Below are 16,140 nucleotides of genomic sequence, written 5' to 3'. Positions count from 1 at the left end.
GCGCAGCTTCGATGGTTTGTCTTAGTTGACTGTCACCCAGCGCAACATGAAGAAATTGTCCGGACGCTGGACCAGATCGATATTCTGCTTGGCCGCCCAGATCAGAGGCTCGGTGTAGAGCGGGATGTAGGCGATGTCCTGTTGCAGGATCTGCGCCACTTCATCGAGCATGGTCTGACGGGCGGTCGGATCGATTTCCTGCTGGATCAGCGGCAGCAGTTCATCGACGCGCGGATTGGAATAGCCACCAAAATTCCACGAGCCGAGCTTTTTTTCATCATCAGGCGTCGCAGCGAGGAAGCGGATCGGGTGTTCGGCGTCGAACGTGCCGGGCGACCAGCCGAGCAGGTACATGTCGTAATTGCCGGCGCGCAGTTCGTCCCAGTAATTGCGGACGGGCATGGCGGTGACGCTGGCATCCAGCCCGACGCGGGCAAACATGGAGGCCACGGCGCGGCAGACGGCCTCGTCATTGATGTAGCGGTCATTGGGGCACATCAGGCCAAACGAGAATCCATCAGCATAGCCTGCCTCGGTCAGCAGGGATTTGGCTGCAGCATCGTCAAATGCGAGGCGATCCGCATTGGCGTTGGAGTAGCCACTCAGGCCTGCTGGCAGCAACTGGCTGACTGCTTCGGCCTTGCCGCGCATGATGACGCGATTGATGGTGTCGACATCAATGGCCTGATAGGCGGCCTGACGGACGCGGGCATCAAGGAACGGGTTCGCGCCCTCGACATCGTTGGAATAGCTCAGCGTATCCTTGTTATGGCCGAAGCCGAGCACGATGACGCGGGTTTCCAGACCTTCAAAGATCTTGAAACCGTCACGGGATTCCACCTGTTCCGTGTCCTGCAGCGGGATGGGAGAGATCATGTCGATCTCACCTGACAGCAGCGCTGCCAGCCCAGTCGCCGGATTGCCGATCGGCGTAAAGATCGCTTCGGTGATATTGTGCTCGACGTCACCCCACCAGTCGGGATTGGGCACCAGACGCGTTTCAATGCCGGGGTCGCGGGCGCTCAACGCGAAGGGGCCGGTGCCATTGGTATTGCGCGTGGCGTAATTTTCAGCGTCGCGGGCAGGGCGTTCGGCCGCATTGGCCTGTGCCCAGTCGCGATCAAGAATCATGAAATTGGCAATTGAATCGGGAAACAGCGGATTTGGCGCCGATGTCAGAAACTCAATCGTATGATCATCTACGACGCGCACTTCAGAGACCGGCGCGAACCAGGAGCGCACGTCTGACTCTTCGGAGGCGGCGCGTTCATAGGAAAACAGCACGTCGTCCGCGGTAAAAGCCGCGCCGTCCTGGAAGGTCACACCATCACGGAGTATGAAGCGCCAGCCAGCGCCCTCAGGCAGAGCTTCCCAGCTTGTCGCCAGTGATGGCTCGATCGCCATATCTTTGCCGCGCCGCACCAGGCCTTCATAGATATTGTTCAGAAACGAGGTCACCGGCGCTGCATTGACGGCGTGCGGGTCCATCGTTTGCGGGTCGGTATTGCTGGCCCAGCGAAAAGTTTCAGCCAATGTCGGGGAAGCCGCTGCGCCCGATAGCGCCATGGCTAAGGCCGCAAAGGCCAGCGTTCTTGAATACTTGTGACGCATTATCCGTCTCCTCAAAGTCGCCGTGGTATCCCCAAAGGGCGGTGGTGGATTCGTTTCTAGCAGCCAACCCCAGACAAGGTCAGGCGTTCACGCCGTCGTGACCTCGGATTGGCGCAGTGATCTAAACTGACCTGGCATCGCCCAAACGCGACTGCTTGGCGCTGATGATACTGTGCCCGTGCGCCTCTATGGGCTGGATTGTGCATGGCAGCCAGTCCGCGCTTTACCCCCCCATTGCCACGGCCGGGGGAAGGCAGTGCTTACCTATTGTCCCGGTGAACCTGAACTGGGCCAGCCGCTAGCTGGCCGCAGGCAGATGACAATTTCATTTCCGCCCGCGAATGTGAATATGATCGTTGTCTAGGCCAGCCGCTCCAGGAGCGCTGGTTCGACCTCAAATTCTAGTGGTCGGCCGCCGATGAAACGCTCAATTTCGTCCACCACGAGCTCCCCCAGCCGTAACCTCTCGCGCCCAATGGCGCCGGCGACGTGTGGTGTCAGGAAGACGTTTGGCAAATCATAAAGTGGCGAATTGGGGACGGGCACTTCGGGGTAGGTTACGTCGATCACGGCATGAATTCGGCCGGTCTGGAGCTCCGCGATGAGCGCCGCTTCATCCACTAGTGCGCCGCGCGCGGTGTTGATGAAGGTCGTCCCGTCTCGCATAAGTCGCAACTGGTCGGCGCCTATCATTCCACGTGTTTCGGGCAGCAGGGGAGCATGCAATGAAACCACGTCGGCACGCGCCAAGAGTGTGTCCAGATCGACCAGTTCGGCGCCAGCAAGGACAGGATCGTCCGCCTGCACAAACGGATCGTTTATGAGCACCTTAACGTCCAGTGCGGTCAGAAAGCCCGCAACCTTTCGGCCGATGCGAGAAGCACCAACTAGTCCGACGGTGCGATGATAGTTGCCGATCGGTTCATCCATCATCGCCGTGCTGTTGGCGCGATTGCGGTCCGCCCGATAGCGGTCGCGCATTTCAAACATTCGCTTGTTGGCAAGAATGATCATTGCCAATGTGAACTCGGCCACCGGTACCGCATTCGCGTCGGCCGCATTGGTTACGGTGATCCCGGCAGCATAGACAGCTTGATCTATGATGAGCTTTACCGACCCAGCGGAGTGGGCAATCAAGCGCAGACGAGGCGCTGCCTTGATCATTTCGGGCGCAATCTTGGGGCAGCCCCAGCCTGTGATCAAGACGTCGATCTGTGCCAATACCGCTTGAGACGAAGTGCTGGAAAACTCTGAGAGCGGTTCTTCCCGTACGATATCACAACACGCTTCCAGACGTTACAATGCCTCAGCATCGAACACAAACTTGGTCTTGTCCGCGGCGGCGGCAAAGGCAATTTTCGGTCGCATCAAAACCGCTCCGACAATGGATTTCCAGTTACATGGCGACGGCGGATTATGGCGCTCTCATCGACGTCACTGGCAGTCGCTCAACCAGACACACAGAACTCCGCACGCGCCATGACTGTGAGGTCATAGCAAGGATTTCGTTGTTACGGTTTTGAGGCCGGACAGCGATGGCGCTGACCAGATCAGTTTATCCGCGCGCCGGTTGCCGCATCGAAAAGATGAACGTTCTGGATGTCGGGTTTGACCGTGATCGTCGTTCCCGGTTGAGCCTGAACGCGTTCTCTGAAGACACCGATCACCTGTTGCTCGCCAAGCATCATCGTAACCTGGGTTTCAGATCCCGTCGGCTCCACTAGCAACACAGTGGCCGTCACGCCATCTGGTGTCAGTTCGAAATGCTCTGGGCGGATGCCGTAGACAACCTCCCTCCCATCTACCCCAGCGGGCAACGGCAAGGTTATGCCGGGGGCGACCAGACCGCCGGAGCTCACAGTGCCACCGATGAAATTCATTGACGGCGAGCCAATGAACCCGGCAACAAACTGATTGACTGGATGATCGTAGAGGTCGAGCGGAGCACCGATCTGCTCCACCTTGCCGGCATTCATCACCACGATCTTGTCGGCCATGGTCATGGCTTCGACCTGATCATGGGTCACGTAGACAGTGGTGATCCCGAGGCGCTGGTGCAGGCTCTTGATCTCGCCGCGCATCACCACACGCAGCTTGGCGTCCAGATTGGACAGGGGTTCGTCAAACAGGAACACCTGCGGGTTGCGGACGATAGCACGGCCCATCGCCACACGCTGACGTTGCCCGCCCGACAGCTGGCGTGGGTAGCGCGCCAGATAGGGCGTCAGACCCAGAATGTCGGCGGCCCATTTTACCCGTTCCGCGATCTGCTGCTTGGTGCCACCGCGATGCTCAAGCGAGAAGCCCATATTGGTCTCGACCGTCATATGCGGATAGAGCGCATAATTCTGGAACACCATGGCAATGTCGCGGTCCTTGGGATCAAGGTCGTTGACCACGCGGTCGCCGATTGAGACGTCGCCGCTGCTGATCGTCTCAAGCCCGGCGATCATGCGCAGCAAGGTGGATTTACCGCACCCCGAGGGGCCAACCAGCACGACAAACTCGCCATCGGCGATATCGACGTCGATACCATGCAGCACGGCGACTTCGCCGTAGGACTTCTTGATGGAATTAAGGGTTACCGGAGCCATTTGATTATCCTTGTCAGCCTTTGAGGCCAGTGTGGGCCAGGCCCTCGACGAATTGCTTCTGGGCGACGATGAACACCAGCAGAACCGGGATGGCGGTCATTGTCGCAGCGGCGAGCTGGATGTTCCACATGGCCCCGCCATAGGCGTCAGTGAACTGGGTCAGCGCTTGGGGCAGGGTGAACATGCTGCTTGAGGACAGAAACACGATGGGTTCGAGATAAAGGTTCCAGCTATGCAGGAAGGTGAAGATCGCCACGGCACCCAGAGCGGGCTTTGCCAGCGGAAGGGCGATGAGCCAGAAAATCTTGAACCGACCCAATCCATCCACCCGCGCAGCCTCTTCAAGCTCACCCGGCAGGGCGATGAAGAACTGGCGCATCACGAACGTGGCGAAGACTGACGGTGCCCCAAAGATCGGGACCAGGATCAGCGGCCAGTGTGTATTGATCATTCCCCATTTCAGAAAAATCTGAAACAGCGGCACGATGGTGACCTCCGAAGGGATCAGCAAACCGAGCAGAACGACCATGAAGATGGCGTTCGAAAACGGGAAGCGGATCCGGGCGAAGGCATAGCCGGCCATCGAAGAGATCACCATTGTTCCCACCGTAACGATGGCAGCGATGTATGCCGAGTTCCAGTATTGCTGGGTGAAAGGTTGCAGCTCGAACACTTGCCGGTAAGTGCTGAAATCGAACTGCCGAGGCCACAAATCCGGTGGGAAGGCAAACACGTCGCTGATCGGTTTGACCGAGGAGGTGACCATCCACCAGGTCGGAAAGACGAAGGGGATGAGCAGCACGCACATCACGCCGTACAGGCCAACCTGGAACCGGGGGGAGAGATCAGTTTTCATAGAATACGATCCTCTTGCGAAGCTGCCACTGGACGAAGGTCAGGATGGCAACGATGGCAAACAGCAGGATCGACAGCGTCGAGCCATAGCCGAAGAAGTGAAACTGGAAGGCCTGCTGGTAGAGGTAGTAGACCAGAACCGTTGTGCTCATGCCCGGCCCGCCCTGCGTCAGAACGGCAATCTGGGCGAATACCTGCAGCGATCCAACGATGGTGATGATCGAGGTCAGCATGATGGTTGGAGAGATCATTGGCAGCGTTATGCGCCTGAACTGCTTGAACACGCTGGCGCCGTCGACGCGCGCGGCTTCATAGAGTTCCTTTGGCACACCCTGGAGTGCGGCGAGGAACAGGATCATGTTCAGCCCCACATTCTTGAAGACCTGCACAACGATCACCGAAATCATGGCAGTGGTCGGGTTCCGCAGCCAGTTGGGCCCCTCAACGCCAATCATCGCAAGAAGCCCGTTAATGCCGCCATTGTTCTGCAGCAGAAAACTCCACACGATGGTCCAGGCGACCAGCGACACCACCACAGGAGAGAAAAACAGGGTGCGGAAGATCACCATGCCCTTGAGCTTCTGATCCAGCAGCACGGCCAGCAGGAGCGCCAGCGTCATGTTCAGGATGACAAGACCGACCGAAAAGATGGCCGAAGCCAGCAACACTTGGGGCAGGGATTTGTCGTTGAGCAGGGTTTGATAATTCTCGGCACCAACGAATCTGAAGGTGCTCGCCAGCACGTTCCACTCGTGCAGTGAATACCAGAACACCAGGCCCAGCGGGATCAGCACGAAAATGCAGATACCGATCAGCTGTGGTGCGATGAAAATGTACCCGGCTGCCGCATCGCGGCGCTCAATGGTCCAGAAACTGCGTCGTTGTGGAGGATCATTGTTGGCAAGGGTCATGGATTGCTCCGCACTTTGGATCTTGTTCGCGACGATGGGCGCGGGGACTTTTGAAAGCGCTGCTCGATGGCCGTGCGGTATGGGGAGGCCGAGGCCCCCCCAACCTGTTTAACGGGCGAGCAGTGGGCTGATGCTGTCGCAAACCGACTGCATCACGGTCGCGACATCTGCATCGGCCTGCCACAGGGAATCCAGTTCAGCGCGGATGAGCTGCTGGATCTGCGCATAATTGGTGTGGCTGGGCAGCACATTGCCGGTCGAAATCCCTTGCACGACGACAGTTTCGATCTGTTCGGCGCTCAGCAGGGGGTTGGTGGTGGCCAGAGTATCTGCGTTGAGCAGGCTGGCACGGGCAGGGGGGAAGAACTGCGCGAGCTTCTGGCTGTTCTCGGGGTTGGTCATGTAGGCAATGAACTCAACCGCCACCTCTGTGTTGGGACGATTGGCGAAGGCGCCAACGCCCGCCTGTCCAAATACGGCGTAGGTGCCAGCAGGGCCAGCTGGCAACGGCACCAGATCCCAGTCAAACGGGTTTTCCTTGGGCAGCAGCGACGCGCGGCTGATCTGGGTGGTCGTCATGCCGGTTTCGCCAGCAAAGAAATCGATGTCTTCGCCTGGGCCGGGGATGGCGTTCTGCACGAAGATCGCATTGTGAATGGCGGTCATCGCGTCAACCATTGGCGCTTCGGTGAAGGTGCAGGTCTTGCCATCTTCAGACCAGGGCGATGCGCCCCAGCCATCCCAGACCGCCGCCAGATTGCGCCAGGTCTGATAATTGAAGTCGCGCAGCACCAGACCGGCCTTGCCGCTATTGCCGACGGCCGACGCCGTGGCAAAGGCATTATCCCATGTCCATTCACCAGCCGCGATGAGCTCGGCAGGCGTCTTGGCACCCGCTGCCTGAATGACGTCGTTATTGACGAAAATGCCCAGCGGTGAGGTGGAGAACGGATAGGCGAACAATTCGCCCTCGCTGGCCCAAAGCGCGGTAGCGGTTTCGGTCACGTCAGCCAGATCGTACCCCTCGGTTGCTGACAGCGTGGCAGTCAGTGGTGCCAGCGTTCCGGACTTCAGGAAGTCGGGCGCATCTGACTCAAGGATCCATGCAAGATCAGGCGGATTGCCGCCAGCAATCTGGGTGGTCAGTGTCGTGGTGTAGCTGGCAAAAGGCAGCGACTCGAACGCCACGTTGACGCCCGGATGGGTTTCCTTGAAGCCGGCAGCAATGTCGTTGAACATTGCCAGATGCGCTTCGTTAGAGCTCCAGATGGTCATGCGCAGATCGACTGCATCCTGCGCCCATACAACGCCGTTCCATGCGAGCGGTATTGTCAGGCCAGCCAGTGCAACCGTGGATTTCAGAATAGTGAACTTGGACAACTTTTCCTCCTGTTGTTGTTAGTAACCGCGCACGTCAGGCCAGTGGATCTCGATCCCCTCGCCATGGAGCCGGGTTTGGAATGTCTCGAGCTGGGCGTCGTTTTCCTGCACCTGATGCGGTGTGAGCCCGTTATTGAGACAGTGTGCTGCCAGCAGGCCGGCGACCTCGCCAATGTTCCACTCCACTGGATGCAGCCGGTAGCAGCCATTAGTGATGTGGGTGGTGCCGATGTTCTTGCTGGCCGGCAGCAGGTTCTTCACGCGTTGCGGCAACAGCGCCCCAAGCGGAATTTCGAAGGGCGCGGATTCGACGTCGACATAGTTGTCGCCACCGGTCGAGGGATGCAGGTCAATGCGGTACATGCCGATGCCCACACTGTCGCGGTACTGTCGCGATAAGGCATTGCCATGAATGGCCATCGAGACATCCTGCTCGACGATGGTGGTGACCGCGCGGATACGTCGGCTCTCGCGAATATAGGGGGCCATGGCCAGGCCGTGATCGGTCCCGGTGACATCGCCGCGAAGCCGAAGGCCAGGAAAACCCGTTCCGCCATCGACGCGCGGTGCTTCGGTCTGCAACCAGTACAGCACGGAGTAGGAAAGCGCCGCGGCGCCAGCCAGATGTCTGGCCTTTTCCTCTTCACTAACGTCGATGATGCTGCCTTCCATGTAGTCGATCATCGGCCAGTTCACGAGGCAGACATCCGACACATAGGCGCCCGGCACGAAGTTGCGGCTGGCCGCGATCCGGCGGAAGGTCCACAGATTGCCATCGCCAGGATTGCGGCGCTGATCGGCGTCAACCAGCAGCGGATCGTCATCTGGATTGGGTGTGAACGAGCGTTCGGTAATTTCGAGCGTACGTGGATTGGGGCCCTTGAAGCCGAGCAGTGGGCCGCCCCAGAAGCTAGGCTGGTATTGGCGCCAGAAGTCGTAATTGGCTGGCTTGTCGATGGTGTGATCGCCATCAACATGATCGATGGCGAAGCATACCGAGACCGCCTGCACATTGTCGGGCTGCGCGGTTTCGGGCGCACTCGGCTCGCCGGTCTCGCTGCGGCTTTCAAAGCCTGTGACATATTCCGTGCCGGTCATTGGCAGCAGATCGCCAAGCTCCGTGGCGTCGATGACATAGGGTGCCGAAGCGGTCATCTCCGCCCCGGTGTCACGATGGCGCAGCGTCACCGAACGCACAGTGTCCCCTGCAACTTCGGCCGCAACAGGACGATAGGGTTGCAGCAGGGTAAGACGACCGCCGCCGATATAGGGCATCAGCATGGCATTGATGACGGCCACCCCGACGCGGGGCTCAGCACACAGCCTGCTGACAAAGCCGGCACCGGGATTGAGGTCGCCCCAGGCGCGGCTCGCTGCCGTCAGCGGATAATTGTCGCGATAGAACTGACGAATGCCATTGCGCAGCTGACGATAGGTGCGCGTGACGCCAAACTGCTCCACCCAGCTATGCTCATCGGGCGGAACGGCCTGACTGGTGAGCTGGCCACCAAGCCAGTCGAATTCTTCGGTCAGTATGACGCTGCGGCCATTGCGCAAAGCGCCGAGCGCCGCGGCGACGCCGCCAAGGCCGCCACCGACAATAAGGATATCTGCACTGAGTTCTTTTGGGGTCATGGTCTCGTCTTAGTTTTTGGTCGGAAGGGCAGGGCCGAGGGTTTCCCCCTCGACGGGCTCGCAGGGCAACAGGATCTGCTCGATTGGGGCATCGTCCTCGACCCGGCGCACCAGCATTTGCGTGGCGGCGCGCGCCATCGCCTCGCGGGGGATTGAGTAAGATGTGAAACGGCGTCCGGTATGTGCGGCGCGGATATGATTGCCCAGCACCACGATGGAGAGCGTGCCGGGAACATCAATGCCACGCTCACGCGCGACGGCATCAACCTGGATGGCGTCGGCAAGTTCGGTGAAGAACACGGCTGTGGCGCCGCTCGCGATCAGAAAGTCCAGGTTCTTCGCCCCGTCCTGACCAACCTCTTCAATGTGTGCAACCAGATGCAACCCGGCAATGGCGCCAGAGAAACCGGCCCAACGGTCAATGATCGACTCTGCGCCACCAGAGGGGCCAACATAGGCAATGCGCGTGTGCCCGAGCTCGCGGGCACGATCAACCAGCGCGGCAGTGCCGGACGCATAATCGCCACCCACATAGGGAACCGGACCACCAGCATCATCGCGTCGGCCAACAGCGACAAAGGGGTAATCGCCGGCCACCAGACGCTCAAGTTCTCTATGGTCGAATTCGCGGCCCAGTATCAGACAGCCATCGGCAAGCCGCAGCCGGGTATTGCTGCCGAAGATCTTTCGTTCGGTGCCACTGGCGGCGCCGGTCAGCAGCAGCAGATCATAGCCGAGATCCTGTGCAGCTTCTTCGATGCCAAGCAGGAAGGGCGTGAAGAAGTCGGCCTGAGCACTTGGAAAAGCTGGCTCGTAAGTGAACACACCAAGGATACGGTTGAGGCCCTTGGCCATCTTGCGAGCGACGGGGTCTGCAACATAGCCGGTTTCGCGGATCGCCTTGTGGACACGGTCGCGGGTTTCTTGCGGAATACGGCCTTCAGCACTCGCCGCGCCATTGAGCACCAGGGACACGGTTGCCTGGCTTACGCCAGCCAAACGGGCAATGTCGCGTTGTGTAAGGCGCTTGTTCGCAGCCACGTTCCGTCCCCCTTAAGGTGCTAATGCGTATTAGCTGATAATGCGTATTAGCGCGATGCCATGCGCCTCTGTCAAGACGGAAATTTGGATTCCGGCTGGAAGAGAAACTGGGACTATCGGCTGCGTCACGCCAGCGGCGCGTCTGCTCTTATGGGGAAATATCTGCTGCGCGAGGTCGTGCTGCCTCAAACACCATCGCTCGCTGGGAGCCCGGCGCTGCGTGCCGATCCTGCGCATTTTACAACATACGAGAAATTCAAACACACTTGCGATACAAATTTTTACAAGTTATGAGGTGTGCGGATGCCCCCATCGGTCGAGGGGTAGGGAGAAGAAATATGAAGCTAACAAGCAAACTGATGTTCGGCAGCGCCGTGGTCGCACTTTCGGGCCTTCTTGCCCTTGGTGCACAGGCCGCTGAGTGGCGCGGCTGGAACATCCACGTGCCTGATTATCCCGTATCGATTGCCATGGATTCGTTCATTGCCGATGTCGCCGAAAAAACCGGTGGCGAAATCACAGGCAAGGTGTTCCACGCTGGCGTGCTCGGCGATCAGCCGGACGCCATTGAGCAGACGCGTCTGGGTATCATGGATTTCGGCGTCTTCAGCCTCGGGCCAATGGGGCCGGCTGTTCCCGAAACCAACGTAGTTTCGCTGCCTTTCATCTTCAAGAATATCGACCAGATGTATCGCCTGATGGATGGCGAGGTCGGCGACGCGATCGACAAGGGTCTGCAGGACAAGGGCATTGTGGCGCTAGGCTGGTATGATGCGGGCGCCCGCTCGTTCTACAACTCGCAGCATCCGATCAACACGCCTGACGACGTTAAGGGCATGAAGATCCGCGTCATGAGTAACGACCTGTTTGTCGGCATGGTCGAATCCATGGGTGGCAATGCCACGCCAATGGCGTTCGGCGAAGTCTATCAGTCGCTGCAGACCGGCGTGGTTGATGGCGCTGAAAACAATCCGCCATCCTATGAGTCCACCAACCACTTTGAAGTGGCCAAATACTACTCGATGTCCGAGCACCTGATCATTCCTGAATGCCTGTGCATGAGCAAGAAGAGCTGGGATGCGTTGACTCCAGAACAGCAGGAAATCGTGCACACGGCCGGTCGCGCCAGTGCGGAATACCAGCGCGAATTGTGGCAGGCCCGCGAAGCGGCCAGCATGGAAGTGGTGCGTGCCGGTGGCACGGAAATCAACACTATCGCCGACAAGGCCCCCTTCCAGGCAGCTATGGCCAGCGTCTACGACAAATTCCTGGCTGACAATCCGGACCTGACCGACCTGGTCAACATGATCCGCAACGCCGACTGACAAGACTGAGCGACCCGCGCAAGCGGGTCGCATTCACAGGCGGCAAAGGGGGATGGCTGTGGCCAATTCTGGTTCGGTTCGCGTTGGCATCGATTGGACGATGACCGCGCTGAGCAATGTTTGTATCGCGCTGGCGTCGCTGGCGCTGATTGTTCTGATCTCGACGTTCGGCTGGCTGGTTTTTGGCCGCTACGTTCTCAACGTCACCCCGACCTGGGTGGAGCAACTGGCCCTGCTGCTGATCTGTTACATCACCTTTCTGGGGGCGGCGGCTGGCGTGTTCGAAGACAGCCATCTGGGTGTGACTTTTATCCGCGAAGCGTTTGGCGATCGCGTCGAGGCCACCCTGGTTCTGTTGGGCGATGTGGTGCTGGCGGGCTTCGGACTGGTGATGCTGCTGGCCAGTATCGAACTGGTCCAGTTTGGGTGGTCGACCAAGCTTCCCATGCTCAACATCCCCGAAAGCTACCGCACCTTGCCCTCGGCAATCTGTGGCGGGCTGATCTTTCTTTTCGCCGGAATGCGCGCCGGTCTGAGGGTCTATGACCACTTTGCGCCTGCTATGGCGAAGGGACACAATTGAAATGGGCTTGGTAATTCTCCTGGGCGTGTTCGCCCTCGCTGTCGGGGTCGGCATACCGGTGGCATTTGCGATGGGTATCGCAGCGGCAACTACCTTCCTGTTCGAGGGCTTCCCGCTGCTGATCACCTTCCAGCGCGCCGTTTCGGGCATCTCGGTCTTCTCGCTGCTGGCGATCCCGTTCTTCGTGTTTGCCGGTGAATTGATGCTGCATGGCGGGCTGGCCAAGCGGCTGGTGGATTTCGCCTCGGCGCTGGTCGGGCGGGTGCGCGGCGGGCTGGCCAACGTCAACATTTTCTCCAGCATGCTGTTCGGCGGCATTTCCGGCTCTGCGGTAGCCGATATCTCCGCACTGGGCTCGATCCTGATTCCCGTGATGAAGGAGAAGGGCTATTCGCCAGACTATGCGGTCAATGTGACCGTGACCTCCTCGATTGCGGGCATCGTCATTCCGCCCAGCCACAATATGATCATCTATGCCATCGCGGCCGGCGGCGGGATCTCGATATCGCAGCTGTTTCTGGCTGGCGTGGTGCCAGGCATCCTGATGTGCGTCTGCCTGGCAATTGCCGCCTACGCCATCGCCGTCAAGAACAACTACCCCTCCGAGCCATTCCCCGGCTGGCGGGTTCTGGGGCTGACGGCGGTTGCCGCGCTGCCGGGCCTGTTCACCGCTGTCATCATCGTTGGTGGCACGCTTTCGGGCATCTTCACCGTCACCGAATCCGGGGCATTCGGCGCCATTTATGCCCTGGTGCTGACGGGGGTGGTCTATCGCACGCTGAGCATGCGCGGCTTCATTACGGCGGTGGTTTCTTCGATCAAGACGACCGCGATGGTGATGATCCTGATCGCCTTTGCCAGTTCGTTTGCCTATCTGCTGGCGCTCTATCAGGTGCCCGCTTTGCTCAGTAACGCGCTCACCACCATTTCGGACAACCCGATTATCATCCTGCTGATGATCAATGTGATCCTGCTCATCCTGGGCATGATCATGGACATGGCCGCGCTGATCCTGATCTGCACCCCGATCTTTCTGCCCATCGCCAAGGGTATTGGCATGGACCCCACCCAGTTCGGCATCATGCTGCTGATCAATTTGGGGCTGGGCCTGTGCACGCCGCCGGTCGGAACCTGTCTGTTCGTTGGCTGCGCCGTCGGCAAGGTCAAGATCGAGGACTGCGTTCGAACCATTTGGCCGTTCTATCTCGCCATTCTGGCGGCGTTGCTGCTGGTCACCTATGTGCCCGCCGTGTCGCTCACACTGCCGGCGCTGCTCAAGTAGGCAACGCCGGCCACCCTCAATTGAGCGGGCCAGCGCAAACAGATGCGCGGGCCACTCCAGATAAACTGCGGAGAAAACCCATGAGCCTTTCCCCCGAGACACGTGCCAAGCTGATGAAGGTCAGCACGGCAACCTTGACGACGGCGATGTTCAAGCGCGGCTTCAAGAATATCTTCATTCAGGACGTCCAGCGCCTGAACGCTGGTCCCAACATGGTCGGCGAGGCCTATACGCTTCGCTACATTCCGGCCCGTGAAGATCTCGATGGCATAGAATCATTCGCCGATCCCGCACACGCGCAGCGCAAGGGCGTCGAAGAGTGCCCTGAGGGGGCCGTGTTCGTCATCGACTCTCGTCAGGACGCCAGCGCTGCTTCGGCAGGGTGCATCCTGGTGACGCGACTGATGAAGCTGGGCTGCGCGGGCGTCGTGACCGATGGCGGATTCCGCGACAGCCCCGAAATTGCTGCGCTTTCCATGCCCAGCTATCATAGCCGTCCAAGCGCCCCGACGAACCTGACCAAGCACCACGCGGTTGCCATCAATGACCCGATCGCATGTGGCGGGGTTTCAGTGTTCCCTGGCGACGTTCTGGTCGGTGATAATGAGGGTGTCGTGTGCCTGCCTGCCCATTTGGCCGATGAAGTGGCTGATGAAGCGGTCGAAATGACAGTGTTTGAAGACTATGTGTTGGAAATGGTACAGGGTGGTGCCTCGGTTATCGGCCTGTACCCGCCGACCAACCCAGCGACAAAAACTGAATTCTCCGCCTGGAGAACAGCCAATGGGCGATGATGGAACAGACTAGCCAGCCGAGCGAACCAGCAGCGCGAACAGGTGAGCCCAAACTCGCCGATCAGGTGTATGAGAAGATACTGACCTCGATCATCACCGGGGACTTTCCGGCGGGCGAGAAATTGCCCACGGAAATGGAGCTGTGCAGCCGATATGGCATTTCCCGGCCGATTCTGCGCCAGGCCCTGCGCCAGCTCAAGGCCGACGAACTGGTGGTTTCGCGCCAGGGGTCTGGTTCCTTCGTCAAAAGACGCCCCGATGGCGTAGTGCTAAACTTCGCGCCTGTCGGCTCCATCGCCGATATTCAGCGCACGTTCGAATTCCGCGCTGCCATCGAGGCTGAGGCGGCAGCACTGGCGGCTGAACGGCACGACCAGAAAGATCTCGAACGCATCCGTGCAGCCCTGGCCGCGCTTGATGAGTGTGTCAGGACGGGGCAGGTTGGTGGCGCCGCCGACGAAGAGTTCCACATGGCGGTCTGCTCTGCGTCGGGAAACCACTACTTCGAAAATGCCCGCACCTCGATGAAGGCGCAGATCGTTCTGGCCATGACGCTGAACCGCCAGCTATCGCTCGCCAGCCCCGAGCAGCGTCTTGCCAAGGTGCAGACGGAACACGTCCGGATATTCAAGGCGATCACCGATCGCAATGCGCCGGCCGCCTATTCAGCAATGCGCGATCACATCGAGAGCGCCCGGCGTCGTATCTTTGATGGCGGCGTGCCGGTGGCCAAGGACTGGGCCGGGGCCAATAGCCAACGCTGAGGCATCTTCGGCAGCATCGCTGCCAAAGATGTCCAAATTTTACAAATCTACAGGAAGTCGTCGCGTCGAGGCGTGAAGGCGTCGATCAGATTGCCTGCTTCAAGCGCGACGCAGGAGTGCACTGCGTTGGAGGGGATCAGCAGGCCATCGCCTGGATTGAGAATCCGCGTCTCGCCGGCAACGGTGAACTCAAACTTTCCACTGGCAACGTAAGTCGTCTGCACATGCGGGTGATTATGCGCTAATCCCTTGCCGTCCTTGGCAAATCGAAACTCGACGAGCATCAGTTCCTCGTTCTGCGCCAGGATTCGCCGCTCTGCGCCCGGGCCCGAAACCACCCAGGTGGCCTCCGCAAGTGTGTCCACGATCATCGTTCAAAACTCCCTGTAACTGGCATTTGTGCCTCGTATTCTACGGGTTGGTGCTGCCAAATTCATCCCCAAAACTGCGGCTGGACACCGTAGGGCAGGGAAGTGAATTGCCGTTCAACGACATATTTGTAAAAATTTGGTATTGCAACACCGGGGGTGCTTAGATACTAGTGGGCTTACAAATATGGAAGACAGGTGACGAGCATGTTGGCTGATCAGATCAAGGAGGTGCCTTTTGAAACGCTTGAGCGCCTGCTTGCTGACGTGCAGCTCGATCCTGATCAGGGGTTGGTCGGTCAGATCTATGCCACCCTGTGGGACCTGATCGTTTCGGTCCGTCTACGGCCCGGCTGCATGATCTCCGAAAATGAGCTCGGCTATGCGCTCAAGGCCAGCAAGACGCCTGTTCGTGAGGCGCTGATCCGGCTGGAATATTCGGGGTTGGTTGAGATCGTGCCCAAGAGCGGCACCTACGTCACGCCAATCCGTATCAACCGCTATATTGAGGCGTCATTTGTCCGCCTGCAGCTGGAAATTGGCGCCGTTCGTCGCGCCGCAATGCGCAATCACGACGTGACCAACCTGGTGCAGCTTGAAGCCATCATGACTCAGCAGGCCACGGCTGTTGCCAGCGATGATTACGAGCGCTTCTTCGATCTCGACCAGAAGCTGCACGAGACTTTTTTCACCATGGCCGGCATCCCCGGCGTCTGGGAAACCGTCAAGCTGACCCAGGGCGATGTCAATCGCATCCGTCATCTCAAGCGCATCTACAATATCCGGCGCGGCCCGCTGGTGATCGAGCAGCATCGCGCCATCGTTGCGGCCATCCGCTCGGGCGCACCCGATGCGGCCGAGGCCGCCATAGCCGAGCATCTGGGCAGTCTCGAGCGAGAGATCGACGAACTCGCCGCTCGCCCCGAACTGCTCGAATACATCGAAGCACTCAATACCAACAACGCGCGAATGCGCGCCGTTCGACGCGCCTGAACTG

Annotated in this window: 15 protein-coding genes; 6 read left to right on the top strand and 9 right to left on the bottom strand. The window is 59.2% G+C overall.

All coding sequences use genetic code 11. The features are described from left to right. Positions 1-21: 21 nt before the first annotated feature. The 8 genes from KD146_RS08385 to KD146_RS08350 form a co-directional block, all read right to left on the bottom strand. Positions 22-1,611 (bottom strand): ABC transporter substrate-binding protein, encoded by a 1,590-nt coding sequence (locus KD146_RS08385; RefSeq protein WP_212658237.1) that lies wholly within the window; start codon positions 1,609-1,611, stop codon positions 22-24. 360 nt (positions 1,612-1,971) lie between these two features. Then, on the bottom strand, positions 1,972-2,904 hold the full coding sequence (locus KD146_RS08380) for a hydroxyacid dehydrogenase (RefSeq protein ID WP_249327799.1): 933 nt from the start codon (positions 2,902-2,904) through the stop codon (positions 1,972-1,974). A gap of 257 nt (positions 2,905-3,161) precedes the next feature. Next, complete coding sequence (locus KD146_RS08375) at positions 3,162-4,205, bottom strand: ABC transporter ATP-binding protein (RefSeq protein ID WP_212658236.1); 1,044 nt, start codon at positions 4,203-4,205, stop codon at positions 3,162-3,164. A gap of 13 nt (positions 4,206-4,218) precedes the next feature. Then, a complete protein-coding gene (locus KD146_RS08370; protein WP_212658235.1) occupies positions 4,219-5,061 on the bottom strand; it encodes a carbohydrate ABC transporter permease in 843 nt (280 codons plus the stop codon). Next, positions 5,051-5,971 carry a carbohydrate ABC transporter permease gene (locus KD146_RS08365; protein WP_212658234.1) on the bottom strand — a complete coding sequence of 307 codons (921 nt, stop codon included), beginning with the start codon at positions 5,969-5,971 and terminating at the stop codon, positions 5,051-5,053. Before KD146_RS08365 ends, KD146_RS08370 begins: the two co-directional genes overlap by 11 nt. Before the next feature lie 108 nt (positions 5,972-6,079). Next, on the bottom strand, positions 6,080-7,351 hold the full coding sequence (locus KD146_RS08360) for an extracellular solute-binding protein (protein WP_427857064.1): 1,272 nt from the start codon (positions 7,349-7,351) through the stop codon (positions 6,080-6,082). A gap of 18 nt (positions 7,352-7,369) precedes the next feature. Beyond that, the gene (locus KD146_RS08355; RefSeq protein ID WP_212658233.1) at positions 7,370-8,986 is read right to left on the bottom strand and encodes an FAD-dependent oxidoreductase; all 1,617 of its coding nucleotides are present in this window, start codon (positions 8,984-8,986) and stop codon (positions 7,370-7,372) included. 9 nt (positions 8,987-8,995) lie between these two features. Then, complete coding sequence (locus KD146_RS08350) at positions 8,996-10,027, bottom strand: LacI family DNA-binding transcriptional regulator (RefSeq protein ID WP_212658232.1); 1,032 nt, start codon at positions 10,025-10,027, stop codon at positions 8,996-8,998. A gap of 338 nt (positions 10,028-10,365) precedes the next feature. On the opposite strand from KD146_RS08350, the gene KD146_RS08345 reads away from it, so the two are divergent. The 5 genes from KD146_RS08345 (at position 10,366) to KD146_RS08325 (ending at position 14,775) form a co-directional block, all read left to right on the top strand. Next, positions 10,366-11,352 carry a TRAP transporter substrate-binding protein gene (locus KD146_RS08345; RefSeq protein ID WP_212658231.1) on the top strand — a complete coding sequence of 329 codons (987 nt, stop codon included), beginning with the start codon at positions 10,366-10,368 and terminating at the stop codon, positions 11,350-11,352. Positions 11,353-11,410: 58 nt separating this feature from the next. Then, entirely contained in the window at positions 11,411-11,935 is a 525-nt protein-coding gene (locus KD146_RS08340; RefSeq protein ID WP_345790765.1) for a TRAP transporter small permease, read from the top strand. Between the two features lies 1 nt (position 11,936). Then, positions 11,937-13,217, top strand: a complete 1,281-nt coding sequence (locus tag KD146_RS08335; protein ID WP_212658230.1) for a TRAP transporter large permease — start codon at positions 11,937-11,939, stop codon at positions 13,215-13,217. An 80-nt stretch (positions 13,218-13,297) separates the two neighbouring features. Next, positions 13,298-14,011: a ribonuclease activity regulator RraA gene (locus KD146_RS08330; RefSeq protein ID WP_212658229.1), complete on the top strand. Its 714-nt coding sequence runs from the start codon at positions 13,298-13,300 to the stop codon at positions 14,009-14,011. Then, complete coding sequence (locus tag KD146_RS08325; RefSeq protein ID WP_249327617.1) at positions 14,008-14,775, top strand: FadR/GntR family transcriptional regulator; 768 nt, start codon at positions 14,008-14,010, stop codon at positions 14,773-14,775. The genes KD146_RS08330 and KD146_RS08325 overlap by 4 nt, the downstream gene beginning before the upstream one ends. A gap of 47 nt (positions 14,776-14,822) precedes the next feature. On the opposite strand, the gene KD146_RS08320 is transcribed toward KD146_RS08325, so the two are convergent. Next, on the bottom strand, positions 14,823-15,146 hold the full coding sequence (locus KD146_RS08320) for a cupin domain-containing protein (RefSeq protein ID WP_212658228.1): 324 nt from the start codon (positions 15,144-15,146) through the stop codon (positions 14,823-14,825). Between the two features lie 204 nt (positions 15,147-15,350). Here KD146_RS08320 and KD146_RS08315 point away from each other — a divergent pair, with 204 nt between their 5' ends. Further along, on the top strand, positions 15,351-16,136 hold the full coding sequence (locus KD146_RS08315; protein WP_212658227.1) for a GntR family transcriptional regulator: 786 nt from the start codon (positions 15,351-15,353) through the stop codon (positions 16,134-16,136). Positions 16,137-16,140 lie beyond the last annotated feature (4 nt).

The sequence above is a fragment of the Devosia litorisediminis genome, assembly GCF_018334155.1.
Taxonomy (GTDB): domain Bacteria; phylum Pseudomonadota; class Alphaproteobacteria; order Rhizobiales; family Devosiaceae; genus Devosia; species Devosia litorisediminis.
This window is presented reverse-complemented; position numbering and strand designations above follow the sequence as displayed.